Annotated in this window: 20 protein-coding genes and 1 tRNA gene; 17 read left to right on the plus strand and 4 right to left on the minus strand. The window is 58.1% G+C overall.

Annotation, left to right across the window (positions count from 1 at the left end):
- The 11 genes from phaeop14_RS16650 (at position 1) to phaeop14_RS16700 (ending at position 13,338) form a co-directional block, all read left to right on the plus strand.
- Complete coding sequence (locus tag phaeop14_RS16650; RefSeq protein WP_096790152.1) at positions 1-768, plus strand: uroporphyrinogen-III synthase; 768 nt, start codon at positions 1-3, stop codon at positions 766-768.
- Between the two features lie 53 nt (positions 769-821).
- Positions 822-2,180: a COG4223 family protein gene (locus tag phaeop14_RS16655; RefSeq protein WP_244905783.1), complete on the plus strand. Its 1,359-nt coding sequence runs from the start codon at positions 822-824 to the stop codon at positions 2,178-2,180.
- Positions 2,181-2,190: 10 nt separating this feature from the next.
- The gene (locus tag phaeop14_RS16660) at positions 2,191-3,714 is read left to right on the plus strand and encodes a heme biosynthesis protein HemY (protein WP_096790154.1); all 1,524 of its coding nucleotides are present in this window, start codon (positions 2,191-2,193) and stop codon (positions 3,712-3,714) included.
- A gap of 71 nt (positions 3,715-3,785) precedes the next feature.
- A tRNA-Thr gene (locus tag phaeop14_RS16665) sits at positions 3,786-3,861 on the plus strand.
- A gap of 144 nt (positions 3,862-4,005) precedes the next feature.
- Positions 4,006-5,622, plus strand: coding sequence for a GMC family oxidoreductase (locus phaeop14_RS16670; RefSeq protein WP_096790155.1), 1,617 nt, complete (start codon positions 4,006-4,008; stop codon positions 5,620-5,622).
- Positions 5,623-5,647: 25 nt separating this feature from the next.
- A complete protein-coding gene (locus phaeop14_RS16675) occupies positions 5,648-7,267 on the plus strand; it encodes a long-chain-fatty-acid--CoA ligase (protein ID WP_096790156.1) in 1,620 nt (539 codons plus the stop codon).
- Positions 7,268-7,468: 201 nt separating this feature from the next.
- A complete protein-coding gene (locus tag phaeop14_RS16680) occupies positions 7,469-8,305 on the plus strand; it encodes a flagellar motor protein MotB (protein WP_040175048.1) in 837 nt (278 codons plus the stop codon).
- Between the two features lie 102 nt (positions 8,306-8,407).
- Entirely contained in the window at positions 8,408-9,730 is a 1,323-nt protein-coding gene (locus tag phaeop14_RS16685; protein ID WP_082035087.1) for a flagellar hook protein FlgE, read from the plus strand.
- 48 nt (positions 9,731-9,778) lie between these two features.
- The gene (gene flgK, locus phaeop14_RS16690; RefSeq protein ID WP_024098932.1) at positions 9,779-11,227 is read left to right on the plus strand and encodes a flagellar hook-associated protein FlgK; all 1,449 of its coding nucleotides are present in this window, start codon (positions 9,779-9,781) and stop codon (positions 11,225-11,227) included.
- Between the two features lie 3 nt (positions 11,228-11,230).
- Positions 11,231-12,238, plus strand: coding sequence for a flagellin (locus phaeop14_RS16695; RefSeq protein WP_040179047.1), 1,008 nt, complete (start codon positions 11,231-11,233; stop codon positions 12,236-12,238).
- Positions 12,235-13,338: a flagellar basal body P-ring protein FlgI gene (locus phaeop14_RS16700; RefSeq protein WP_024098934.1), complete on the plus strand. Its 1,104-nt coding sequence runs from the start codon at positions 12,235-12,237 to the stop codon at positions 13,336-13,338. Before phaeop14_RS16695 ends, phaeop14_RS16700 begins: the two co-directional genes overlap by 4 nt.
- A 437-nt stretch (positions 13,339-13,775) precedes the next feature.
- On the opposite strand, the gene fliP is transcribed toward phaeop14_RS16700, so the two are convergent.
- The 4 genes from fliP to fliF are packed head-to-tail and all read right to left on the minus strand — an operon-like array spanning position 13,776 to position 17,086.
- Positions 13,776-14,519, minus strand: a complete 744-nt coding sequence (fliP, locus tag phaeop14_RS16705; RefSeq protein WP_040179048.1) for a flagellar type III secretion system pore protein FliP — start codon at positions 14,517-14,519, stop codon at positions 13,776-13,778.
- Positions 14,516-14,812, minus strand: a complete 297-nt coding sequence (locus phaeop14_RS16710; RefSeq protein WP_040175044.1) for a FliM/FliN family flagellar motor switch protein — start codon at positions 14,810-14,812, stop codon at positions 14,516-14,518. The genes fliP and phaeop14_RS16710 overlap by 4 nt, the downstream gene beginning before the upstream one ends.
- On the minus strand, positions 14,805-15,401 hold the full coding sequence (locus phaeop14_RS16715) for a hypothetical protein (protein WP_040175043.1): 597 nt from the start codon (positions 15,399-15,401) through the stop codon (positions 14,805-14,807). Before phaeop14_RS16715 ends, phaeop14_RS16710 begins: the two co-directional genes overlap by 8 nt.
- The gene (gene fliF / locus phaeop14_RS16720) at positions 15,401-17,086 is read right to left on the minus strand and encodes a flagellar basal-body MS-ring/collar protein FliF (RefSeq protein WP_096790344.1); all 1,686 of its coding nucleotides are present in this window, start codon (positions 17,084-17,086) and stop codon (positions 15,401-15,403) included. The genes phaeop14_RS16715 and fliF overlap by 1 nt, the downstream gene beginning before the upstream one ends.
- A gap of 118 nt (positions 17,087-17,204) precedes the next feature.
- Here fliF and phaeop14_RS16725 point away from each other — a divergent pair, with 118 nt between their 5' ends.
- The 6 genes from phaeop14_RS16725 (at position 17,205) to phaeop14_RS16750 (ending at position 23,195) form a co-directional block, all read left to right on the plus strand.
- Complete coding sequence (locus phaeop14_RS16725; RefSeq protein ID WP_040175042.1) at positions 17,205-17,729, plus strand: flagellar basal body-associated FliL family protein; 525 nt, start codon at positions 17,205-17,207, stop codon at positions 17,727-17,729.
- Positions 17,730-17,738: 9 nt separating this feature from the next.
- Positions 17,739-18,203 carry a hypothetical protein gene (locus phaeop14_RS16730; RefSeq protein WP_040175041.1) on the plus strand — a complete coding sequence of 155 codons (465 nt, stop codon included), beginning with the start codon at positions 17,739-17,741 and terminating at the stop codon, positions 18,201-18,203.
- Positions 18,203-18,850, plus strand: a complete 648-nt coding sequence (locus tag phaeop14_RS16735; RefSeq protein ID WP_052463932.1) for a MotE family protein — start codon at positions 18,203-18,205, stop codon at positions 18,848-18,850. Before phaeop14_RS16730 ends, phaeop14_RS16735 begins: the two co-directional genes overlap by 1 nt.
- 77 nt (positions 18,851-18,927) lie before the next feature.
- Complete coding sequence (gene motA / locus phaeop14_RS16740; RefSeq protein WP_024098942.1) at positions 18,928-19,797, plus strand: flagellar motor stator protein MotA; 870 nt, start codon at positions 18,928-18,930, stop codon at positions 19,795-19,797.
- The gene (locus phaeop14_RS16745; protein WP_096790157.1) at positions 19,797-22,253 is read left to right on the plus strand and encodes a hypothetical protein; all 2,457 of its coding nucleotides are present in this window, start codon (positions 19,797-19,799) and stop codon (positions 22,251-22,253) included. The genes motA and phaeop14_RS16745 overlap by 1 nt, the downstream gene beginning before the upstream one ends.
- A gap of 351 nt (positions 22,254-22,604) precedes the next feature.
- Positions 22,605-23,195 carry a transglycosylase SLT domain-containing protein gene (locus phaeop14_RS16750; RefSeq protein ID WP_420874964.1) on the plus strand — a complete coding sequence of 197 codons (591 nt, stop codon included), beginning with the start codon at positions 22,605-22,607 and terminating at the stop codon, positions 23,193-23,195.
- The last annotated feature ends 6 nt before the right edge of the window (positions 23,196-23,201 follow it).

Here is a 23,201-nt window from a genome sequence, read left to right on the forward strand (position 1 = left end):
ATGACAGTGGCGAACAATCCCGAGGGGCGTGTGATGGTCGGCCTATTGATGACGCGCCCCCGTGGGGTGGCAGAGCGATTTGTCGAAGATCTGCCCACCTCGACCCAAGCGACTGTGCAGGTGATCTACGCGCCGTTAATCAAAACAATTCCGCTGAACCCGCGACCTGATGCCTCTGAATGGGAGCTTTCGTCAGGGGATGTGATCTTCTCATCCGCCAATGGGGTGCGGTATGCGACTGCGCCGTTTGCGGGGCAGAGCGCCTATTGCGTCGGGCAACGCACAACGCAGGCCGCAACGGCGAAAGGGTGGCGCGCGATTTGCTGTGGGCAGGACGCTGACGCGTTGGTGCAGAATCTAACCGAGGCGCCGCCTACAGGCCTGTTGACACATTTGCGCGGCGTCCATAGCCGCGGCGACATAGCCGAGCGGCTTCGCCTGGCCGGGGTCAATTGCCGGGAACAGGTGATTTATGATCAGGTTTTGCTTCCCTATGAAGACGAGGCGCGGATTGCGATGGATGCGCAAGCGTCGCTGATCGTGCCGCTTTTTTCACCGCGGACCGCTCAGCAATTTGTCAAATTGGCGCCATATCGCGCAGGCCTGCATCTGATTGCATTCAGCAAGGCGGTTGCAGAGCCTCTGAAAGGCTTGAAATGCAAGGGCTTACAGATATGTAAGTCTCCAACCGCGGCAGCAATGCGTACATTGGTGCGTGATGCCGCAGCTGGTCTGGCGCGGGTTGAGGGTGGGCCATCGGCACAGTAAGTTTATTGCTGAGTTGCTGTTAAGAGATTTTGAGAATCGAGGGGGACGTCGGCGTGGCTGACAAGAAAACATCCGATGAGACGCAGGCAGAAGAGAGCCAGACGTCTGTCTCCAAACCGGATATCGACGACACAACTGCTGGTGATGCGGTCTCTGACAGCTTGAGTGTTGAAGATGATGAGACTTCCGATACGGCTGCTGTGGCGGACTTGACCGATCCGGACAACACGGATCCCGCGCCTGCCGAAGAGAATGCTGTCTCCAATGTGTCGGATGACGATGCTGCGCTCGGGGACGGGGATCTCGATCCCATTGAGACAGCTGAGGGCAAGACTGCTGAAAATGCGTCGGGGGACCAAACAGTTGATACCCCGCCTGTTGCTGCGGCACCGGTCCATGAGGTCGAACGTGTTGTCGAAAAACGTGGTGGTTTTGGAGCCGCTCTCCTAGGGGGGGTCGTTGCCGCCGGGCTTGGCTTTGTGGCGGGACAGTCGAATGTGCTGAATGATTTTATGCCGCCTTCTTGGCGCAGTTCAGCGCCCGTCGATGCAGCCGCGCTTGAGCAGTTGAAGGAAAGCCTCAGCGCTCAGATTGCGGAGCTGGAGGAGCGGGTTGCCGCTGACGATGCCCCGGATATCGCGCCGCTCACGCAGCAAATCGATGCGTTGACAGAAGAGGTTGCCTCCCTGCGGTCCAGTGAGACGGCGACTGGATCTGATGAATTGGCAGGGGCGATTGAGGCATTGGCGGTCCGTGTGGATGCTCTGGAGAGCCGACCCATCACGGATGCTGCCAGCCCGGCCGCTGTTGCCGCGTTTGAGGCTGAGCTGAGCAAGCTGCAGGACAGCCTCGCCGAACAGCGCGCCGAAGTGGAAAAGATGGTCGAGGAGGCGCGGGCGATGGATGCTGCCAGTGCCGAAGCCGCCCGTATTGCAAGCGCCCAGACAATCGTCGCCCGGCTGCGGTCGTCGATTGATGCGGGTACCAGCTTTGGCGGGTTGATCGAAGAGTTGCAGGCCGTTGGCGTGATCGCGCCGGAGGCATTGACCGGGTCCGCAGAGGCAGGCGTCAGCACACGTGCAAGCCTGCGTGATGGTTTTGCCCCGGCTGCGCGTGAGGCCCTGGCTTCGGCCCGTCAGGAAACCAAGGGAACAGGTGGCATTACGGCCTATGTGCGGCGTCAGCTCGGCGCGCGTTCGGTCGCCCCGCGTGATGGAGATGACCCGGATGCGGTGCTTTCGCGCGCCGAAGCCGCCGTGCAGAGCGGCGATCTGCAAGGCGCCCTGACTGAGTTGCAAGCTCTGCCGGAAACCGCCCGTGGACCGTTGGCCGATTGGGAGGCCGCTGCGCGCGCCCGTCTGGCCGCTGTTGCTGCCGTGAATGAACTGGCCCAAAGCCTGAACGCCAAATAAGGAAGCTGCCATGCTCTGGTCGTTGTTGAAGATCCTCGTATTTGTCGCCATCGTGGCGGTGCTGGCCTTTGGTGCTGCCTTGCTGACGGAGACGGCAGGAGGCGTGCAGATCACTGTCGCCGGTACCGAATATACCCTGAGTGCGCTGCAGTCGGTAATCGCATTGGCCATTCTGGTGTTTGCAGTCTGGGTCCTGTTCAAACTGTTGTCACTGTTGCTGGCAACGCTGCGGTTTCTCAATGGAGATGAAACCGCAATTTCGCGCTATTTTGACAAGGGTCGCGAGCGGAAGGGATATCAGGCGCTCTCTGACGGTCTGATGGCGCTGGCCTCCGGTGAGGGGCGCCTGGCGATGGCCAAGGCTGCGCGGGCGGAGAAATATCTGGAGAAGCCGGAACTGACGGATCTGTTGACCGCGCAGGCGGCGGAACTGGCCGGGGACACAAAAAAGGCGGCCGAGGCGTACAAACGCTTGGTAAGCAACCAGTCGACCCGCTTTGTTGGTGTCCGAGGCATCATGAAGCAAAAGCTGTCTGAAGGGGATACCGACACCGCGCGCCAACTGGCGGAAAAGGCGCTCAGCCTGCGGCCCAAGCATGAGGAGGTGCAAGATACCCTGCTGACGCTTCAGGCACGGGCGCAGGACTGGGCCGGGGCCCGCAAGACGCTGACCACCAAGCTGAAGACCGGCACCCTGCCACGTGATGTCTACAAACGCCGCGATGCTGTGCTGGCGCTGTCGGCCTCCAAGGCGATCGTTGAAGAGGGCGCGACGGTCGAGCAGCAGGAACAGGCGATAGAAGCAAACCGGCTTTCGCCGGATTTGGTTCCGGCGGCAGCCATGGCGGCACGGGCTTATCTGGCCCGGGACAAGAAACGGTATGCAATCCGGGTGTTGAAGAAAGCCTGGGAGGCGCAGCCGCACCCTGATCTGGCCCACGCGTTTGCAGAGGTTGAGCCGACTGAAACCGCACAGGAGCGGGTGAAACGGTTTGCCCAGCTGTCACGTCTTGCGCCGCAACATGATGAGACCCGTTTGGTGATGGCCGAACTGCATATCGTGGCTGAGGATTTCCCAGAGGCGCGCCGCGCGCTGGGCGATCTGGTTGAACGCGAACCGGACGCACGTGCGTTGACCCTGATGGCGGCGATCGAAAAGGGGGAGGGCGCCAGCGATGCGGTGATCCAGGGCTGGCTGGCACGGGCGCTGAATGCGCCACGCGGGCCGCAGTGGGTCTGTGGAAACTGCAACCACATCCATGCAGAATGGGCGCCGGTCTGCGAGAACTGCGCCAGCTTTGATACCCTCAGCTGGCGCCGTCCGGAGGCACCGGAGGTTGTTGGTGCCACAGGGGCGCAGGTTCTGCCATTGATCACCGGCACGCCGGAAGGCGCAGCTGGCCCGGATACCTCTGATATTCCAGAGGTGGAGCTGTTGGATGGGGACGATACTTCTGCGTCCGACATGGGCGAAACACTGCCCGAGGCCTCGGACACGGATGATGGGAAACCCAAAACCCAAAGCGTGAAATAGATCTTTTCCAAGCGGTGCGCCGATGCTAAAGCGCGCCGCACAGACCGTTGCGGGGCTCACCTGCACCAGTCGCCGCTGTAGCTCAGATGGTAGAGCACGTCATTCGTAATGATGGGGTCGGGGGTTCGAGTCCCTTCAGCGGCACCAATTTCTCTTTTTCAAGACCGACTTTTGTCCACCCACTCCGCCCGCGCGATGACGTACCGTCAGAGTGGACAGTTCTCACAAAAGCGGCGCTGATCTGCTGGCAGCCTGGGAGAGCTGTTGATGTAGGTGTGCGGGGAGGTCGTGATGGAGGCGGACTATGTGATCGTTGGCGGTGGCTCGGCGGGGTCGACGCTGGCGTCCCGACTGAGTGAAGATCCCGATGTGACGGTTTGCCTGCTGGAGGCCGGCGGGCGCGGTGACGGTCTGTTGGTGCGGGCCCCGGCTGCGGTTGTTGCCATGCTGCCGGGTCGCCCAAAGATCAATAACTGGGCCTATGAGACGGTGCCGCAGCCGGGTCTGAACGGGCGGCGGGGTTATCAGCCACGTGGCAAGGGGTTGGGTGGATCCAGCGCCATCAATGCCATGCTCTATATTCGTGGCCATGCCAAAGATTATGACGAGTGGGCGGCCTTGGGGTGTGACGGGTGGGACTGGCAATCGGTGCTGCCCTATTTCCGAAAGTCTGAGAACAACGAACGTGGTGATGATGCTTTGCATGGCGCGGCTGGTCCGCTTCAGGTCAGCAATCAGAAATCGCCTCGCCCGATCACAGAGGCTTTTGTGAAGGCCGGGCAGTCCCTCCAAATCCGGCACCGTGAGGATTTCAACTCAGGCGATAACGAAGGCATCGGCCACTATCAGGTGACGCAGTTTCACCGGGATGATCGCAATGGCGAGCGGTGCTCGGCTGCGGCGGCCTATCTGCATCCGGTCATGGATCGGCCAAATTTGACGGTGATCACCCGCGCGCAGGCGTCCTCTGTTGCATTTGAGGGCAAGCGGGCAGTTGGGGTGCGCTATAGTCGGGGTGGTCGCGCGCATATGGTGCGTGCCCGTCGCGAAGTGATCCTGAGCGGTGGGGCGTTCAATTCACCCCAGCTGCTGCAACTGTCTGGTGTTGGCCGTCCCGAAGACATACGCCCGCATGGGATCGATATGGTGCACGAACTGCCGGGAGTTGGCCAGAATCTGCAGGATCACCTCGATTTCACACTGGCTTATAAGTCGCGGGATCGGGACAATTTTGGTATCTCCTTGCCTGGCAGTGTTTCGCTGCTGCGCCATATCTGGAATTGGCGCAAGACCGGGCGCGGTATGATCGCCACGCCCTTCGCCGAAGGGGCCGCGTTTCTAAAGACCAACCCCAATGACGAACGGGCTGACATACAGCTGCATTTCGTCATCTCAATTGTCGATGACCACGCGCGCAAGCTGCACATGGGACATGGGTTCAGCTGTCATATCTGTGTGCTGAGACCGAAGTCCCGCGGCTCTGTTGGCCTCAACAGCGCTGATCCCAAGGCTGCCCCTCGAATTGATCCGCAGTTCCTTGCCGATCCAGAGGATCTGGCCGTGTTGATCAAGGGCGTCCGCAAGACGCGGCAGATCATGGCGGCAGAGCCACTGGCGGGCTACGCAGACAAGGAATTGTTCATAAACGATGAGCCGGATGACGCTGCCTTGGAGCAGCACATTCGTGCGCGGGCGGATACGATTTATCATCCGGTTGGCACCTGTAAGATGGGCACCGATCCGCTGTCGGTGGTTGATCCCTCGCTTCGGGTGCACGGGCTGCAGGGGCTGCGTGTGGTTGATGCGTCGATCATGCCCCGCCTGATTGGTGGCAACACCAACGCCCCCACCATTATGATCGCCGAAAAAGCCGCAGATATTATACGCGGTGCTTCGGCCCGCGACTGACATTTCAATTTCGGAGAAGACGACGATGCTTGGCAAGATGATGCACAAACAGCTGACCATAGGCTCGCTGATAGAACATGCGGGGCGTTTCCACAGCTCAACGACGGTCACCTCGGTTGAAACGTCGGGTGAAACCGAGCATGTGACCTGGGGTGACATCGATGCCAATGCCCGTAAACTTGCGGCGGCTCTGGGGCGCCTCGGTATCGTCCAAAGCGCCCGTTGCGGCACCATCGCCTGGAACAACCGCCGTCATCTTGAGATCTATTTTGGCGTGTCAGGTGGCGGGTATGTCTGCCATACGATTAACCCGCGTCTGAAGCCGGAGCAGCTGATCTACATCATCAACCATGCCGAGGATCAGGTGCTGTTTATTGACACGACCTTTGTTCCGGCTGTGGCGCAGTTGCGCGCGCAGTTCACCACTGTGCAACATATCGTGGTGATGGGATCGAAAGATGCCGATATCGCAGCGCAGATTGAGGGCGTGCTGTTCTACGATGATTTGCTGGATGCGGAGACCGCCGATTATGACTGGCCCGATCTGGATGAAAATCTGCCCTCTAGCCTGTGCTACACCTCAGGCACCACCGGCAACCCCAAGGGCGTCGAATACACCCACCGGACCAGCGTGCTGCACACGATTGGTGGTAATCAACCCGACGGTCTGGCCCTGCGGGCGCGGGATACGGTGTTGGCGGTGGTGCCGATGTTTCACGTGAATGCCTGGGGCACGCCGTATATGACCGCAGCTGTTGGGGCAAAGCTGGTGCTGCCGGGTCCGCACCTTGATGGGGCGAGCCTGGCCAAGTTGATTGATGCGGAAAAGGTGACTGTGGCGCTGGGCGTGCCGACGATCTGGATGGGCTTGTTGCAGGGGCTGGAGGAAACCGGCTGCACCGCCGAGAGCCTTGAACGCACGATTGTGGGCGGGTCTGCCCTGCCGACAGTCATGATCCCGACCTTCCGAGACAAATATGGCGTCGATTTGGTGCATGCCTGGGGTATGACGGAAACCAGCCCCATTGGAACGCTGAACCAGCTGCTGCAGAAACACAATGAGTTGGATGCCGAAGCCCAGGCCAAGCTGCGCGAAGGGCAGGGGCGACCAATGTATGGCATCGATCTGCGGATCGTCGACGATGGCGGCGCGATCTTGCCGCATGATGGCGAGACGCAAGGTAACCTGCAGATCTGCGGACATTGGGTGATCGACAGCTATTTCCGCGCCGGAGAATCCGCCCTGACAGAGGATGGATGGTTTGATACCGGCGATGTCGCCACAATTGACGGTGACGGCTATATGATCATTCGCGACCGCTCTAAGGATATCATCAAGTCTGGTGGCGAATGGATTTCCACTGTGGAGCTGGAAGATATCGCCATGTCGCACCCTGATGTCGCTCAGGCGGCGGCAATTGCGGCGAAACACCCCAAATGGGACGAACGCCCGGTGGTGATCGCTGTGAAACGGTCTGCCGATGTCACTGAGGCTGATCTGTTGGCACATTATCAGGGCAAGGTCGCCAGCTGGCAGATCCCCGACCGTGTGGTTTTTGTTGAATCCTTGCCATTGGGCGGCACCGGCAAGGTTCAGAAGAATACACTCCGGGAGAGATACGAAGGCATCCTGCTGGACTCTTGATATCCTGTACCGCCACCGAGTACCGCCACCGAGTATTTTGCCCGGTGGCGGCGCCTGTCCCTTTTAATGGGCGCATATTTTGCAGGTGAAAAGCCCGGTTGAGGCGCGCCGGACAGCATAACTGCCGGCAAATTTATCTGTTAAGGGCCGCTTAAGACCCCGCCTGATATCCCAGTAGTGGGTGAAAATAGGTGGTGGATTATGAGCGCACAAGGAAATGTGGCGCCCATTATCATCAAGAAGAAAAAGTCAGGTGGTGGCGATGGCCACCACGGTGGAGCCTGGAAGGTCGCCTATGCGGACTTCGTGACGGCTATGATGGCGTTCTTCATGTTGATGTGGCTGCTCAACGCAACGACTGAAAAACAGAGAAAAGGGCTGGCGGATTACTTTTCGCCATCCATACCGCTGAGCCGGGTGTCGGGTGGCGGAAACGGGGCATTCAGCGGTGACAGTATGTTCACTGAGGAGATCAAGCCTCAGAACGGAACTGGTGCGACTGATATTAATCCTACCGACGCGCAGCAGGCGAAAGGGGATTCGGGAACCGAGCAGGATAAGGAGCGTGAAGCCGCTGATGAGCAGTTCCGCGCCCTGGAAGAACAGCTAAAAGGTCGTGGCGGTGAAAGCATGGTCTCGATCGAAATGGCGCAACATATCATTACTCGTGTTACGGATGAGGGGTTGGTTGTCGAGCTCTTCGATACTGAGGAATCACCGCTGTTCAAAGACGGCACCGCAGAACCGACGCTTCTGTTCAGGGATATTGTGAAGATGGTATCGCGCGTTACAGGGGTTGTTGAAAACAACATCGCCATTGGCGGGCATATCAGATCTCATGCGGTTGTCGTCGCGAATAATCCGGTCTGGGAACTCTCCCACGCGCGGGCGGATGCCACCCGAATGATGCTCGAATCAGGTGGAACCAAGTCCAAACGCATGCATCGTGTGACCGGCCATGCAGACCGCAAACTGACGGATAACAACCCGATGTCAGCGCGAAACAATCGGGTCGAAATCATCCTTTTGCGGAAATGAGCGCAAGAACGCCAGGAATGGGCGGCCAACAGACCAGACAATTTTATCTGTTAGCCGCCCGTTAATGGGCAATCGGCTAGCTGTTGCATCAAGAAAGATTCGATGCAGCAGAAAGGCGTATCCATGACGATTTCTTCCTCGCTTAATGCCGGCGTTGCCGGACTTACCGCGAATGCCAGCCGACTGGCCTCCATTTCAGACAATATCGCGAATTCCTCGACCGCCGGCTACAAGCGCGTTCAGACGGATTTCCATTCGATGGTTATGAGCTCCTCTGGCGGCACCTATTCGGCCGGCGGTGTGCGCACGACCAATGTGCGCCTGATCGACGAGCGGGGACCGCTGGTGTCAACCAGCAATGCAACCGATCTTGCTGTGCGAGGCCGTGGTATGCTGCCTGTCACCTCGATGAACGAGGTTGAGACGGGCGCCACCAACCCCCAGATGATGCTGACAACTACGGCGTCGTTCAGAACCAATGCCGATGGCCTGCTGGCAACTGAGTCCGGTCTGGTTCTGATGGGCTGGCCTGCGCAATCTGATGGTACCATTCCACCCTATGCGCGCGACACATCTGATGCGCTGGAGCCGGTACGGTTCAATGTGAACAAACTGTCCGGAGAGCCGACGACCGAGATGTCCCTAGGCGTGAACCTGCCCGCGACAGCGACAGAGTCCACAGCGGCGGGCACCAGTGAGAACCTTTCGATCGAATACTACGACAACCTGGGTAAATCCGAGAGCCTGCAGATCGAATTTGTGCCCACCGTTCCGGCAACGGGCGAGTCGAACGAATGGACCATGATCATCACCGATACCGCGACCGGTGCGACCCCGATCGGGGAGTACACTCTGACCTTCGATGACAACCGAACGTCAGGCGGCGCACTGAACGCAGTCACGGATACGACCGGTGGTCCCTATGACCCGGCAACGGGCTCCATCATTGTAAACGTCGCTGGTGGCCCGATGGAGATCAATATCGGCACGCTGGGTGACGACAACGGGTTGACGCAATTGTCGGACACCTTTGCCCCCGCCTCGATCTCCAAGGATGGGGCTCCGGTCGGCAACTTCACCGGCGTAGAGATTGATGAGGCCGGCTATGTGCATGCCAACTACGACACCGGTGTCAGCCGCGTGGTTTATCAGGTTCCACTGGTTGACCTGCCGAACCCGAATGGCATGATCGCTATGGACCGACAGACCTATATGCCGTCCAGTGAAAGTGGCTCCTATTTCCTGTGGAATGCTGGTGAAGGTCCGACAGGCGACATCCTCGGCTATGCCCGCGAGGAATCCGCAACGGATGTGGCGGGTGAGCTGACCAATATGATTCAGACCCAGCGGGCCTATTCGTCTAACGCAAAAGTCATTCAGACCGTGGATGAGATGTTGCAGGAAACCACCAACATCAAGCGCTGATAGGCGTCCTTCCTTCTGATTAACATTCGCGCAAAGGCTGGATGACCCATGTCCATTACAAGTGCTCTCAATTCCGCAATGACCGGACTGACGGCGGCTGGTCGCTCGACATCGGTCGTCTCCGAAAACCTGTCGAATGTCCTGACGCCGGGGTATTCGCGCCGGAGCCTTGCGCTTACCAGCGCCGGCGACGGGTTCAGCGGGGTCAAGGTCGGTCACGTGCAGCGGATCAACGATCCGGCGCTGCAATCCAGCGTGCGTTCTGCCAATTCAGAGGTCGGCGTTGCAGAGGTGAAATCCGCTTTTTTTGGTCGCATGACCGAATTGGTTGGTAGCGCCGACGACCCCTATTCAATCACGCAGCGACTAACGGATTTCGATTCCGGACTGATCGAGGTGATTTCGCGACCCGATTCCGGACCGCGGCTGAATGATCTCGCAATCCAAGCGGAAGAGTTGGTGCGGTCGATTGCGGATGCGGCAGAGGGTCTACGCAATCAGCGCACGGCTGCCGACAGAGCAATTGACGTACAAGTCGATACGGTCAATCAGTCACTGGAAAAGCTTCAAAAACTGAATGCAAAAATTGCGGTCAGCCAATCAACCGGGTCTGATTCGGCGTCGCTGCTGGATCAACGAGACCTGCTGATTGACGAAGTGAACAAGATCATTCCGGTCAAGGTCGTCAATCGTGACAGGGGTCAGGTTGCCCTGTTCTCCGAAGGGGGCGCTGTGCTGCTGGACGGCCAAGCAGCTGAGCTGAGTTTTGACGGTAAGGCCGATACACTGCCATACATGACTCTGGGCAACGGTCTGCTCTCCGGGTTGCAGATCAATGGTATTGATGTCGCAACAGGGCCCGGCGGGCCTATCCGCGGCGGCACACTTGCCGCCCAATTTGAGGTGCGCGATGTCCTGACCGTCGAGGCGCAGGAAGATCTGGACGCTATGGCAAAGGATCTTATCGAACGCTTTCAAGATCCTGCGCTGGATCCAACCTTGGCAGCAACGGATCCTGGCATCTTCACCGATCAGGGTGCATTTTTCGATCCGGTCAATACTGTCGGCATCGCCAACCGTATCGAGCTGAATGACAAGATTGCCATGCAGGGGCAGGCCGAAACCTGGCGGCTACGCGACGGCTTGAATGCAGCCTCGCCCGGTAATGCCGGGGATGCGACGCTGCTGCGCGGATATGCGGATGCTCTGGACGCCAAGCGCACGGTGTCATCCGTCGGCCTGGGGACGGCAAATCTGGATGCTAGTACGCTGAGTGCGAACCTGTTGTCTCGCTTCGCGCAGAGTGAAAATTCTGCCGAACAGAACGTCGCCTTTGCGGCAGCAACCTATACCGAAATGTACCAGCGAGAGTTGGCGCAGGGCGTCGACAGTGATGCTGAGCTGCAGAACCTTATTGTGATTGAAAAAGTCTATCAGGCCAATGCGCGGATGATTTCCGTGGTTGATGAGCTGATGGAAACACTTCTGAGGATTTAACGAATGATTATGAATTCCTATGGGGATATGGCTCAACACTTGTTCCTGCGCAATCGGTCGGTTGGTCTGAAGAATGATATCTCAACCCTGACCCAGGAGCTGAGCTCGGGAAAAACCTCGCAGTTGACACAGAAACTAGGGGGGGATCTGACATATCTCTCGGATGTTGAGCGTAACCTGGATCGCCTCAAATCGTTTCAGGTTGCGAACACCGAGGCAGCGCTGTTTGCATCGTCCATGCAGAACAATATCGAATTGATTTCTGACAATGTGGTCAAGCTCACGGGCGATATTTTTTCAGTCACGACCTCGCCGAATGACGAAACATCTCAGCAATTGTCAAAGCAGGCTGAAGTGTACCTGACCGAAGCCATCCGCTCGCTGAATGGCGAAGTCGCTGGCCGAAGCCTGTTTTCCGGCAAAGATACCGAGGCCCAACCCCTTGCTGATATCAACACATTGATGTCGGCACTGGTGACGGAGGTGACGCCATTCACCACTGCGCCAGATATCGTGCAGGCCGTTAAAGATTGGTTCGCCGATCCGCTTGGGTTTGATGCGGTTATGTATCAGGGCGCGTCGGACCTGATGGATCCGGTGAGAATCGGTCCGACAGAAGAGGTCACCGTCTCTCTGAAGGCCAATGACGATGCGTTTAAACAGACTCTGCAGAGCCTTGCCATCGCAACTTTGGTTAATGACCCAGGGCTCAGCCTCACCTCAGATGTGAAGTTCGAGATGTTGCGCAGCACAGGAGTTGAGTTGCGCGAAAGTCAGGTCCAATTGATTCAGATGCAGTCGGATCTGGGTTTTGTGGAGGGCCGCATTGAAGAGACCGCGACCCGCAATGGCGCCGCCCAGACCAGCCTCAGCCTGGTCTTCAATGAGCTTGTTCAGGCTGACCCCTATGAAACATCCACCCGTCTGGATGAGGCGCAGTTCCAACTGGAAAGCCTGTTCACCGTCACCGCGCGCACATCGCAGCTGTCGCTGATGAGGTTCCTGTCATGATGCGGTTCATTCGGGTTCTTCTTGCTGTACTGCTGCTGCCGGCAATGGCTCAGGCGAATGCGATCAGGCTAAAAGATCTGGTTGAGTTTGATGGTGTGCGCGGTAACGATCTGGTTGGCTACGGTCTGGTCGTAGGGTTGAACGGGACAGGTGATGGTCTGCGGAACTCCCCCTTCACCGAAGAGATCATGTCGAATATTCTGGAGCGGCTGGGCGTCAATGTGACCGGCGAACAGTTTCGGCCCAAGAATGTTGCTGCGGTATTCGTCACCGCCACGCTGCCGCCGTTTGCTCGCGTAGGCGGCACTGTTGATGTGACAGTGTCCGCGATCGGCGATTCAAAGAGCCTGCTGGGTGGGACGCTGGTCATGACACCGTTGAATGCCGCAGATGGCCAAATCTATGCGGTCGCCCAAGGTACCATTCTGGCAGGCGGAGCCGTCGCGGAGGGGGAAGGCGCCTCTGTCACACAGGGTGTCCCCACTGCTGGTGTCATCCCTTCGGGTGCGCGGGTTGAGCGTGAGATCGACTTCGATCTGTCCTCGCTCTCGTCCATGCGTCTTGCGTTGCGCGAGCCTGATTTCACCACCGCTGGCCGCATCGAACGCGCGATCAACGCGGAATTTGGACGTAACGTGGCACTGATGCGTGATTCCGGGACGGTTGAGATCGACGTGCAGCGGACGAACACCCGCTCCACCGCCCATGCTGTCGGGCGGATCGAGAATATTCTGGTTGAACCTCAGCGCAAGGCACGTGTGGTTGTCGATCAACGCTCTGGTACCATTGTGATGGGCAGCGATGTGCGTATCTCGCGGGTTGCCGTCGCGCAGGGGAATCTGACCTTGCGGATTGAGGAAACACCGTTGGTTGTGCAGCCTAATCCATTCGCCGACGGTGAGACGGTGATTGTGCCGCGCACTGGCGCTGCGATCGAAGAAGAAGAAGGCATTCAGCTGGCAGAGGTCCCGGAAACCACATCGTTGTCGGAAGTGGTGGCGGGTCTCAATGCGCTGGGAGTGTCGCCGCGGGATATGATTGATATCCTTAAGAGCCTGAAGGCGGCTGGTGCGCTACATGCTGAATTCGTGGTGCGGTAGCGCGTCGACATAAAGCTACCGTCAAGCAGATATACCCCCCGGACCTTAGCGTTCCGGGGGTTTTTGCTTGGGCTATGGGCCGCCACGTTCATTCACTGCCTGGCTATTTTTCGACCCTGACCGGCTTCATGATACAAGGTGAATCTAATGCCCGGCCGGGAGCTATCTCAGCTTGGCCTGATCCTCTTGTCTGACTTGAACAAGGGGACACCAGAGTGCTGGATTTAGAGTATTCGTTTCAACTGCTAGTCCGGCGCGCATGTAGCCCCTTTGGTGGCCGCATGATTGACCGTCCGATAGAGACGCCGCTGAGGGAGAGGTGCATGGCGTTAGGTCGAGAAGCTGTCGAGATCACGTTTGTCGCGCCAATGCAAAACGCCCCGGCCACTGTTGTGACCGGGGCGTTTCGCAGGGGGCTTCCTGCAAACGGGTGTGTTTCAGGGGAAGTAACTGCGGACCAAGGCGCTTGCTATAAGGCTCCAACCGTCGGCGACAACAAAAAACGCCAGTTTGAAGGGCATGGACACAACAGCTGGCGGAACCATCATCATCCCCATCGACATCAGAACTGCCGCAACCACCAGATCGATGACCAGAAACGGCAGGAAGACCAGAAAGCCAACCTGAAAGGCTCGGGCAATTTCCGAGAGCATAAAGCTCGACACCAGGGTCGACAAAGGGGCCTCAGCGGTAGGGTCTATACCCGCAGTGGCGGGTCGCAGATCCGCAATCGCGTAGAATGTATCGGGGTCAAGACGCGCGGCCATGAACACTCGAAACGGCTGCAACGCACGCTCGAGCCCGGTTTCCACATCCAGTTGTTCCTCAATCAGTGGATTGATTCCGGTGGTCCAGGCTTCGGTAAAAACCGGTTCCATGACGAAATAGGTGAGGAACAGCGCAAGGCTGATCATCAGCATGTTCGGTGGTGCCTGCTGCAAACCAATAGCCTGCCGGAGTATCGACAATACGGTGACAAGAAACGGGAAGCAGGTGATCATAATCAACAGCCCCGGAGCGAGGCTGAGGACGGTGATCAGCAGGATCAACTGGATCGAGCGGGCTGAGATCGACTGCCCATCGCCCAAGGACAGGTTGAGATCCTGCGCGCTCACAGCCTCTGGCAGGCCGATGGCCAGCATGGCAGCCAGAACGGCGGCAAAAAGGGCGGTGCGTGTCATCCCAGACCGCTTTGCAAATCCGCGATTTCGGTCAGTCGAACGGCCAATTGACCAGCCTGCTCGCCTTCCAATTCCTCCAGCTGTCCCCTTGCGACAAGCCGGTCACCAACATAGAGATCCACGGGATCTTCTACCCGCTTGTCGAGTGTCAGGATCGCGTTCTCGCCAAGGTTTACCAGATCCCGGATCAACGGTCTTGCCTTGCCAACAGAGACGACAACCTCGACCGGTACCGATACAAATGGATTACCTGCATCGCCAGACTTCCTGTTCATTTCAGCAGACTTATCCATATTTGCTGTCCTCTGTGATGTGGAAAGAGAAGGCCTCGATAGAGTCCTGTATAGAATTGATTAGTGCTGAGCTGTTGATCTCCCGCTCGATGCCACCGACTTTGAGATAGGCTTGACCAGACGACAGCATGACATCTTCCCGGACCTGTACAGGAACGGTGAAGCTCTTCGTCAATAGGGCGCGCACCGTTGCACCCTCGCCAGGTGAGACAACGATGTTTATCGCCTGATCGGCCTGGCTCTTGGCCATATCCGTCAGCTGATCGACGATGTGATGGCCAAAGCTGGCGGCCATGGCATCGGGAAGAACTGCGCTGGTCAGAACCTTGAACATCGGATCCAGAGATTCCAGCAGTTGGGTCTGTGCCTCATGAAAGGTGAAGCTAAGATCCTCGAGCGAGTTGGCCAATTCGGAGGAAACATGTGTGGTCTCCTTGTCCTTGGCCGTTACCGCGTCGTCCCAGCCCGCACTGTAGCCCTTTTCATAGGATTCCAGCCGTTTCTCCTCCAGCAGTTCTTCACTGACTTCTGCAACCGGCACCGCAGGTGTGTCCATGGCAAAATCTTCAAGAAGATGGGCAATGGTCATCAGGCTCTCTCCTCATTCTCTTCCAGCCAACCGCGCAGGATCTGAACGGTTTCTTCCTGGCGTTCGCCAATCATCGAGCGGAGGCGATCAACAGGGTTGTCACCACCGCCTCCAAGCGCAGGCAAGCCACCCATATCGCCCATTCCGCCCATGTCTCCCATGCCCATACCGCTGCCCATGCCCATGCCACCCATGGGTTCGAACTGACCGGTATCGTTGTTCTCTATTTCGCCATCCAGCGCGAGGTCAGCGCCCAGATTTGGGTTGGCCATGAAACCGCCACCGCCAAGCGCGGGCAGCTCATCCATGGCGTCGCCTACCGGTGCACCGAGTGCCGGAGCACTGCTCGGGTTCGACAGAATGGGACGAATGACAAAGAGACCGAGGATCAAAGTGACAAGAGCAAGAGCAGCCATCTGGATCAGTGACATCGCATCCAGATAGATGTTGTCGAAGACGGAGGCGCTGACCACGGTGCCTTGTGGCTCTACTGTGGGCATTTCCATCGATTTCAGTGTGATAACATCACCACGTTTCTCACTGAATCCTACCGCAGCAGAGATCAATTCGCGGAGGGCGCCAAGCTCTTCCTCGGCCCGTGGGACCATAACAGTTTCACCGGTTGCTGTTGTCGTCGGCACACCGTTCAACAGTACAGCGACAGTCAGACGCTTGATCGCGCCAGGCCCACGCAGGATTTCTTTTTCGGTCTCGGATATTTCATAGTTCACCCGTTCGCGGGTTGCGCTGGTACTGGCCTTTGACCCATCGCCCGAGGCGGCATCGCCATCGGGTATATTGGAGGCTACGGTCACCTCACCCGACTGATTTTGCGAAGAATCCGCACGTTCCTCCACATCGGTGCTGATGGCGACACGGCTTTCGGGATCAATGCGTTTCTCGCGAATAGACTCGGTGTCGGTCACGGTTTCGACGCTCACCTCAACCACAGCATTGCCGTGGCCAACGCGTGCTTCGACCAACCGCATGACCCGTTCACGAATCGACTGCGAGCGATCATCGGTTCCGGCGCCGACAGCGGCAGCGGCCTCGGGAGAGCCGATCAGCGCGCCATTGGCATCAATCACCGCTACGTTTTCCACCGCCAGACCTGTCACAGCCGAGGAAATCAGAAAGCGAATCGCATTGGCCTGCGCGGGCGTGATGGGCGAGCCCATCGGCACAACCGACACAGAGGCAGTCGGTTCAGCCGTGCGTTGAAACGGATTTGATCCGGTATTTGCGATATGGACCCGGGCCTGGGTCACATGCGGGCTGGCCACGATGGTACGGGCCAGCTCCCCTTCCTTTGCGCGCCAGTAGGCGGCATCAAACATTTGCGATGTGGTCCCGAACCCGCTGAGCGAATCAAGCAGTTCGTAACCGCGCCCGCCGTTTGCAGGCAGGCCTTCGCTCGCCAGCGTCATGCGGAGTTCGTCGCGTGCCGAAGCCGGAACATAAATTGATCCGCCGCGCACTTCATATTCGGTGCCGCGCTGTTCCAGCGCGCGCACTACATCCCCAGCCGAACCGCTTTCCAGCCCGGCATATAGTAATTGCATCGTGGGCGTATTCGCCACACGGGACATCGCCAGGACGCTGAGAATCACGATCACCGTGGCCCCCACGGCAATCAGGCGCTTTCGCGTGTCCAAACCTGCCCAGACATTCTTGATCTGCTGCACATTAACCTCCGTAGCATCGGCGTTCTGTCCGATGTGCAACCCTTTTGCCGGATTGCCCTTAACATTCGGTTAGTGTCCGCCAGCTAAGAAGATGAGGCACGACGTATTAGGGATAGTCATGACAGACGCTGTAGTAGACACAGAACAGGACGCCCCGGCCAAGAAGAGCAAGTTGCCCCTTATTATCGGGGTTGTCCTTGCACTTGTTGGAGCCGGTGGGGGATTCTTCGCTGTCCAGTCAGGCCTTCTTCCCTTTGGTCAGAGCGCAGCCCCAGAAGGGGTGGATGCGACCGAAGTGGCGCCAGAAGGCGTGGACAATGGTGAGTCGGCGGAAGATATCGCCAATCTCGCTTTTATCGAAATGGAACCGATTGTGATCAGTTTGCGCAAGGCAAGTGGTCTAAAGCACCTTCGATTCCGCTCTCAGCTGGAGGTTGACCTCGCCCACAGGGCTGAGGTTGAGAAAATCCTCCCGCGGATTGTCGATGTTCTCAACAGTTATCTCAGGGCACTGGAGCTGGAGGATCTGACCGATCCAATGGCCCTGCCCAAACTGCGCGCACAGATGCTGCGGCGGATCAATATTGCAGCTGGCCAGGGCCGGGTGCGTGATCTGCTGATTATGGACTTCGTATTGAACTAGGAGAACGGGATGGAACTGATTGCAGATATCCTGCTTGCGGCCGGGGCCATGGGGGCGGGCTTTTACTGCCTGGTGCTCTCGCGTCGGCTGAAGCGTTTTAATGATCTGGAAAAGGGGGTTGGCGGTGCAGTTGCGGTGCTTTCTGCGCAGGTCGATGATCTCAACAAGTCGCTGCTGGCCGCGCGTCATGTGTCGGATGGTTCCAGCAAGGCGCTCGACCAACTGACCGGGCGCGCCGAATCGGTCGCACAGCGGTTGGAGCTAATGATGGCTTCCATGCATGATATGCCTGAGGCGGCGGCGACTGAGCCGAAATCCACTGTCGCTCCGTCTGCTGTCGCCGAAGAAAGCGATGCATTGGCAGCGGCATATGAGGCCGACGCGGAGCCGGAAGTGGCGGCGGAGCCGGAACCTGCGAAACCCGCAGGTCTGATGTTTGTCCGTCATAACCGGTCTCAGGGTCGGGTTGCATAATGGCCAAGACAGCAAAGACAAAAGCCGCCCCGGTGAAGCCGAAGAAGGCAAAGCGCATCAGGCGGTCGCGTAGCAGCGCTCTCATGATGCTGGCGTTGCTGTTGATGGGGTCAGCAATTGTGCGTCTCGGTCTGGAGGCTGGTCCGGCTATCGCGCGTGAGGTTGCGAATCTGCAGGACGAATCGACCCTGAAAGAAGAGCCGAAAGGCACGCTGAATGGTCAGTCGATGCCCTCTTCTGCCGAACTGCAGAACATGCTCGCGGCCTTTCAGGAACGTGAAGCTGTTCTATCTGCCCGTGAGGCTGAGATCGAAGACCGTATGAAGGCGCTCGAAATCGCAGACGAAGCGATTGAGCAAAAACTGGTGGCGCTGGAGCAGGCAGAGCAAGAGCTGAAATCGACACTCGCTCTTGCGGATGGTGCAACTGAGGCAGATCTGACGCGGCTGACGTCGGTCTATGAACAGATGAAACCAAAAGAATCGTCTGCCCTTTTTGAGGAGATGGATCCAGCCTTTGCAGCGGGCTTCCTCGCACGCATGCGCCCCGAGGCAGCGGCCGGCATCATGGCAGGGCTCAGCCCGCAGGCGGCCTATACAATCAGCGTGGTCCTGGCGGGTCGCAATGGGTCTGTTCCAAAGGAGTAAGCAAGTGCTGCTCCTCAGGCTTTTTTAACGTGAATCGCCTAAACTTGTAGAAACAAACGAAATTCGGAGTGGACCTAATGCTCGGTATTGTAGGCATCGTGGTTATCTTTGTCATGGTGTTCGGGGGATATCTCCTCGCAGGTGGCAAGTTTGCGATCATCATCAAAGCTCTGCCATTCGAATTCATGATGATTGGCGGCGCTGGTGTTGGCGCCTTTCTGATCAGCAATGATATGGGCGGCGTTAAACATACGCTGAAAGACGTCGGCAAGGTGTTCAAGGGTCCCAAATGGAAGCCCGATGACTACCGCGATCTTCTGTGTCTGCTCTTTTCATTGATCAGGATCGCAAGGGCGAACCCGGTTGAGGTTGAACAGCATATCGAAGATCCGGAAAATTCTTCGGTATTCAATCGCTATCCCAAAATCCTCGCGGATAAAGAGGCGGTAAATCTGATCAGCGACACCATGCGGTCAGCCTCGATGAACTATGATGATCCGCATCAGGTTGAGGAAGTTCTGGAAAAACGGATTGAGGCGAATCTGCACCACGCCCTGCACTCCAGCCATGCGCTGCAATCGCTTGCCGATGGTCTTCCGGCGCTGGGCATTGTTGCGGCTGTTCTCGGCATTATTAAAACCATGGGATCAATTGATCAGCCGCCTGAGGTTCTGGGTAAACTGATCGGTGGTGCGCTTGTTGGGACATTCCTTGGTGTTTTCCTTGCCTATGGTCTGGTCGGCCCCTTCGCAGGCAAGGTGAAATCGGTTGTCGAAGAGGACGCGCATTTCTATTCGCTCATCCGCGAAGTTCTGGTGGCCAACCTGCACAATCACGCAGCGGCGATCTGTATCGAAGTGGGGCGTCAGAACACCCCATCCCACATCCGCCCCGGATTTTCTGAACTGGAAGATGCCTTGAAATCGGTGAAACAGGACGCAGCATGATGTGGCGCGCGCTGACCATTGCAGCATTGACCCTGGCTGCGGCATCCGCGGATGCTCAGACAGTGGTCGCCCGTTCGGGAGAGCATGCCGGGTTTTCCCGGTTGGTCATGCGGCTTCCCGCTGGTGCGCCTTGGTCTCTGCGTCAGTCTGGGCAGTCAGCCCAGGTGGTGATCGATACGCCCACAGTCGTGTTCGACACCTCGCGAGTCTTTGACCTGATCCCGCGTACGCGGCTGCAGTCGGTCTCCCAAGCCGGGCCTGGGCAACCGTTGCAGCTGCAGCTTGGGTGTAACTGCGATGTCAGCTCCTTCGTTCAGAAGGACGGGTATCTGGTGGTCGATATCGCCGATGGCACGCCCCGTGCCGATCAGCCTTTGACGGCCGGATCGCCGTTGCCGCTCTTGCCCGGAAATATCAATAGTACCGGATATCGGTTTAATCTTGCGGCGCGGGCAGCTGCGGACGCGCGTGCCGCACTTGATCTTGCTGGTGTGACGTCTCGCAGCACTACCGGTGCTGATCAGGTGCAGCGTCTTCCTGTCGCTGTGGCGGATACACCGTCAGCGATCCAACTGCCCCTAGACCTGACCCGAACCCCACGCGCTGAGGTACCTGCCGCGCCGGTTGAAGAGGCCCGCGTTGCGGTGGAGTCTGCCACTGAGCCGAAACCGGTTCCGGTCCAAGTTGACACGGACATGCTGCTTGATTTGTCGGAAACCGAAAGAGCGGCAACGGTCAACGAATCCGAACAGCGGCTGTTGCAACAAATCAGCCGTGCCACCAATCAAGGGTTATTGGAATTGGTCGGCGTTGAGGTGCACGATGGCACGGACGGGCATGTCCTTGATCCTCTGAGCGGCCGAGACCGCCCCCTTAATCCGCTGGACCAGATTTCCGTCACCTCCTCGGTGGATCGGGAAACCGGTCTTATTGCACGCAGGTCCGACACGTCGGGCCAGCCAACGCATTGCCTGCCAAGCCGACAATTGGCGGTGCATGCATGGGGCACGGACGAGCCGTTTGCGGATCAGATTTCGCCATTGCGCGCGGATTTGGTGCGTGAATTTGATGACGTCGATCCGGAAGCGGTTTTGACCCTGGCGCGGGCATATCTTTTCTTTGGATTTGGTGCTGAGGCGCAGGCGATTCTGCGGATGATGCCATCTGGTGCTGCGGAGCACGACGATGCCGTGGCGCTGACGGCCATGGGGGCTGTGCTGGATGGCCAGCCGATGGAGGTCAATCACACGTTCGCGGGGCAGCAGGTTTGCGATAGCGAAGTGGCGCTTTGGGCGGCCTTGGCAGATGGAACGATCAAGAAAAATGCCAAAACGGATGCGATTCAACAGGCTTTTGCCAAGCTACCACCCCATCTGCGGGTGCAAGTTGGTCCGCGCATCAGCACTTTGTTTGCTAAGGCGGGTGATCCCCATCTGGCGGGCGCGGCTTTGCGGTCTGTTGATCGTACAGGTGTCGAACATGTCCCTGAAATCAACTTGGCCGAGGCGGAGATTGCCAGACTGGAAGGCGACGTTGAAACCGTCGCCCAAGAGTTGACGGATGAGGTGGCCGAACGGACGGAAAACGCACCGCGGGCCCTGATCGAACTGATCGACCTCAGTTTTGCTGAGCGCAGCGCACTGTCGCCGGATGTGCCGGATCTGGCCGCCTCCTATGAGGTCGAGAATCGCGACAGTCCGCTGGGCGCTGATCTCAGGCGCGCAGTGGTTGCCGCCCTGGCGTTGACTGGTGAGTTTCATGACAGTTTCAGTGAACTGGAAGCGCTAAGCCGACGCGACGGTCCAGCCGCGCGTACTGCGGCGCTGGAACCGTTGCTAACCTTGCTGACAGAGCGGGCAGATGATGTCACCTTCCTGCAATATGCGCTGGTTATCGCGGCCAATGGTACCACCGCAGAGGTCGCACCAGTCGCGGATATCGTGGCCGAACGCCTGCTGGATCTGGGGTTTGCACAGCAGGCTCAATCAATCCTGAAAAAGCTGGCAATGGAGCCTGGAAACACGAAACGTCGGCTGATCCTGGCCAAAGCAGCGTTGGCGATGGACAAGCCGCATTCCGCTTTGGTTGAGTTGATGGGACTGTCAGGTTCTGCAGCAAACAAGCTGCGTGCAGAGGCACTTTGGCGCAATGGAGAATACGCCAGGGCTGGTGAGTATCTGCTTGAAGAAGAAGAAAAAGATGCTGCCACGCGTGGATTCTGGCATTCCGAGGATCGCGATACGCTTGCCACGATGGATGCGGATGACACGGAACAGTTCGGTGGCGTCGCGCGCGTGACAACACAAATCGAAGAGACGGCGAAAGAACCCACCGGTCTGCCGCCCTTGGCCCATGCGAGGGCGCTTGTTGAAAGCAGCGAGGGGACGCGTGGCGGCATCGCAGATCTGTTGCAGAAAGTAACGCCGCAGGCGGATCCTTCCGACGATGGATCGTAGCGTCCAAGAACCACGTATCTGAGCGGAGCATTTGCAAAGATCGCCTGATCGAGGCGGTCTTTGCGCGTTTGGTGATAACGGTTTGTCAACGCTCTCAGCTTACGCTCGAACCTAGGGTGAATCCTCATTTGGACAGGCAGAATGCCGAAATCGAGCTATTATTTCCGACAACAGCGGCGGTGTGTCCGCTGCGCAGGCAGTTTGCCAAAGTGGTCCGTGCTGCTTGTCGCAGTATTTGGCCTCCTGGGGCTGCTTATTCCTCAGACAATATACGCGGCTTCACCGCAGGTATCGGCCCTATGTGATCTTGCCGCGCGACGGGCAGCGCGTGATCAGGGCGTTCCGCTGGACGTGTTGCGCGCCATCACCAGGACGGAGACCGGCCGCGGTGGAAAACAAGGGCTCCAGCCCTGGCCTTGGACCGTCAATATGGAAGGTGCCGGCAAGTGGTTTCAGACAGAAGATGAGGCCCGGGCCTATGTCTTCTCCCACTTCAAACGCGGTGCACGGAGCTTTGACGTCGGGTGTTTCCAGATCAATTTCAAATGGCATGGTCAGGCTTTCGATTCGATCGACCAGATGTTCGACCCGCTTGCGAATGCGCAATATGCGGCGCGGTTCCTGCGTGAACTGCACGATGAATTTGGTGACTGGTCACAGGCTGCCGGCGCCTATCACTCGCGCACACCCACCTATGCAAACCGCTATACTGCGCGTTTTGACAGGGTGCGTGCGGACCTAAAGCCGGTGGAGACGGTCGCAGCAATGCCGGTAGAGCGCAGCCGAGCCACGTTTACCGCCCCACAACCCCTCGCCATGCTTCACAATCCTTCGCCGCTGATCGCTCAGGGTGGGGCACCGTCTGGTGCTGCCCGCCTGGGATCTCTGGTTCCATTGACCGGCGGCGGCACTTCGGCGCAAGCGCTCATCGTACTGAAATAAGGGCTG

Origin of the sequence: Phaeobacter piscinae (genome assembly GCF_002407245.1) — a bacterium.
GTDB classification, from domain to species: Bacteria; Pseudomonadota; Alphaproteobacteria; order Rhodobacterales; family Rhodobacteraceae; genus Phaeobacter; species Phaeobacter piscinae.

Coding starts and splice junctions, on each gene's coding strand:
- phaeop14_RS16685 (WP_082035087.1), top strand. CDS start 8,408: ATGCAGCAGAAAGGCGTATCCATGACGATTTCTTCCTCGCTTAATGCC.
- flgK (WP_024098932.1), top strand. CDS start 9,779: ATGTCCATTACAAGTGCTCTCAATTCCGCAATGACCGGACTGACGGCG.
- phaeop14_RS16745 (WP_096790157.1), top strand. CDS start 19,797: ATGTGGCGCGCGCTGACCATTGCAGCATTGACCCTGGCTGCGGCATCC.
- phaeop14_RS16730 (WP_040175041.1), top strand. CDS start 17,739: ATGGAACTGATTGCAGATATCCTGCTTGCGGCCGGGGCCATGGGGGCG.
- phaeop14_RS16700 (WP_024098934.1), top strand. CDS start 12,235: ATGATGCGGTTCATTCGGGTTCTTCTTGCTGTACTGCTGCTGCCGGCA.
- phaeop14_RS16650 (WP_096790152.1), top strand. CDS start 1: ATGACAGTGGCGAACAATCCCGAGGGGCGTGTGATGGTCGGCCTATTG.
- motA (WP_024098942.1), top strand. CDS start 18,928: ATGCTCGGTATTGTAGGCATCGTGGTTATCTTTGTCATGGTGTTCGGG.
- phaeop14_RS16735 (WP_052463932.1), top strand. CDS start 18,203: ATGGCCAAGACAGCAAAGACAAAAGCCGCCCCGGTGAAGCCGAAGAAG.
- phaeop14_RS16675 (WP_096790156.1), top strand. CDS start 5,648: ATGCTTGGCAAGATGATGCACAAACAGCTGACCATAGGCTCGCTGATA.
- phaeop14_RS16710 (WP_040175044.1), bottom strand. CDS start 14,812: ATGGATAAGTCTGCTGAAATGAACAGGAAGTCTGGCGATGCAGGTAAT.
- phaeop14_RS16680 (WP_040175048.1), top strand. CDS start 7,469: ATGAGCGCACAAGGAAATGTGGCGCCCATTATCATCAAGAAGAAAAAG.
- fliP (WP_040179048.1), bottom strand. CDS start 14,519: ATGACACGCACCGCCCTTTTTGCCGCCGTTCTGGCTGCCATGCTGGCC.
- phaeop14_RS16695 (WP_040179047.1), top strand. CDS start 11,231: ATGATTATGAATTCCTATGGGGATATGGCTCAACACTTGTTCCTGCGC.
- phaeop14_RS16715 (WP_040175043.1), bottom strand. CDS start 15,401: ATGACCATTGCCCATCTTCTTGAAGATTTTGCCATGGACACACCTGCG.
- phaeop14_RS16660 (WP_096790154.1), top strand. CDS start 2,191: ATGCTCTGGTCGTTGTTGAAGATCCTCGTATTTGTCGCCATCGTGGCG.
- phaeop14_RS16725 (WP_040175042.1), top strand. CDS start 17,205: ATGACAGACGCTGTAGTAGACACAGAACAGGACGCCCCGGCCAAGAAG.
- phaeop14_RS16670 (WP_096790155.1), top strand. CDS start 4,006: ATGGAGGCGGACTATGTGATCGTTGGCGGTGGCTCGGCGGGGTCGACG.